Genomic DNA, 1,572 nt, shown 5'->3' on the forward strand with positions numbered 1-1,572 from the left:
AAAAACCCCAAGTTTTCGCTTGGGGTTTTGCATTTTATTGTTGATTATTTCACTTTATAAATCAAATCAACAATCATCTCATCGCCATATTCCACCGAGTCGCACACCGCATAAAAGCAACCGTCCAACTCACCCAAATTCGCATCCATCATAAAGTTGAGATCATCCATTCTAAGCCCATTTGCCCTGATAAGAATCAGCACATCTGATGGCGATTGTGTTTGCACCACTTCATTGGTTAATCTGGTCAATGCCTCCTTGCGATTTCCCCCACCATTGACAATCTGCTGGTGAAAGACTTTGCCTTGTAGCATATATATCAAATCCATAAGCAGTGGTGGAACAACCGCTGCTTCATCAGTCATCGCCACAAATGCATCAACAACCAGCTGTTTATCATCACAACACATCATCGCATTGGCACACTCTGGCAATTGCCTTTGATCATTCGCATCCACCATCGCCACCAAAAGCACGCCCTGCTGTTGCAACTCTTTTGCTTTTTGACAATGGAGTTGGCTGTCTGGATCATAAAAAGCCAGCTGAATCTCACTTTGATCATCATTCGCCAAAACCTGAAAAAGACGATCATCACGACTTTCAAGGCATAACATTTCTTTTAACATATTAACACTCCTATTTGATACGCTGTACCAACACAGCACTGATATTATCAAGCTCTTGCATTGACTTGATTTCTTTGATTTGGCTAATGCTACCATTTAACCACGCTTTTAGGCTACTCCCATCACCCATCGGCAAAAACCGCCCATCCAACACCTCAGAAAAACCATCACTGCACAGTAGCAGGCACTCGCCCTGCTTTAAATTTAAGCATTGATGACTTGCCATCTCTATCAGCGACATATCCGCCATGCAATCAACAGCAAAATACCCCATCAACGCTCCATAACAACTAGCATAGTCATCATCGTGATTTATTTCACCATTTGGCTTTAACTCATTGATAAAGCTATGGTCTTTAGTCAAGCATTGCCAACAAATGCCATCATAATGATACGCCCTACTGTCGCCAAGATGTTTGATTACAATGCCATCAGCTGCCGAATAAGCACACACCAAGGTACTGCTTGCACCTTCATGCTTATCATCCGCCAGTGCTTGATTGAGCTGATGTTGCAATCCTACAAAATCCACCGCACCACTTCTGTCATACATGACGCTCGCAAGCTCCAACAAAGTTCGTGATGCCCGTGCTGAATAAGGACTGCTAGATACACCATCTGCCACCGCCACACAAAATCGCTTGGCTTCATAAGTTTTACTAATAAGCCCTTGATTCTGATAAACTTTAGAATTAATCAGCATCGCATCTTGCTGATGCGCCATGCCACCACGCCAAGTTAAGGCTTGGATTTGATAGATTTCTTTCATAGTTTTTCTATTTGCTTAATGCACTCATTCAGCGCTTTCATTTTGGCAAAGCTATTTATGCCATGACGACCACCAAAAAATGGCACAACACAAACCGTCGTTCCATTGGCCATTTTTGTGTAGTACACCTCAAGATTCCCTTCACAGAATTCTCGGCTTTTTTTCTGATTGGTAAAA

The 1,572-nt window shown here is 42.6% G+C and carries 3 protein-coding genes; all 3 read right to left on the bottom strand.

Annotated elements, in window-relative coordinates:
• Positions 1–44: 44 nt before the first annotated feature.
• Positions 45–626, bottom strand: a complete 582-nt coding sequence (locus GY683_RS00820) for a hypothetical protein (protein WP_297286946.1) — start codon at positions 624–626, stop codon at positions 45–47.
• A gap of 10 nt (positions 627–636) precedes the next feature.
• On the bottom strand, positions 637–1,395 hold the full coding sequence (locus GY683_RS00825) for a protein phosphatase 2C domain-containing protein (RefSeq protein WP_297286947.1): 759 nt from the start codon (positions 1,393–1,395) through the stop codon (positions 637–639).
• Positions 1,392–1,572 (bottom strand): hypothetical protein (locus GY683_RS00830; RefSeq protein WP_297286948.1); only part of this gene is annotated, 181 nt, incomplete at its 5' end. The genes GY683_RS00830 and GY683_RS00825, both read right to left, overlap by 4 nt.

It is taken from the genome of Moraxella sp. (assembly GCF_024227015.1).
Classification (GTDB): Bacteria; Pseudomonadota; Gammaproteobacteria; order Pseudomonadales; family Moraxellaceae; genus Moraxella.

Coding starts and splice junctions, on each gene's coding strand:
- GY683_RS00820 (WP_297286946.1), bottom strand. CDS start 626: ATGTTAAAAGAAATGTTATGCCTTGAAAGTCGTGATGATCGTCTTTTT.
- GY683_RS00825 (WP_297286947.1), bottom strand. CDS start 1,395: ATGAAAGAAATCTATCAAATCCAAGCCTTAACTTGGCGTGGTGGCATG.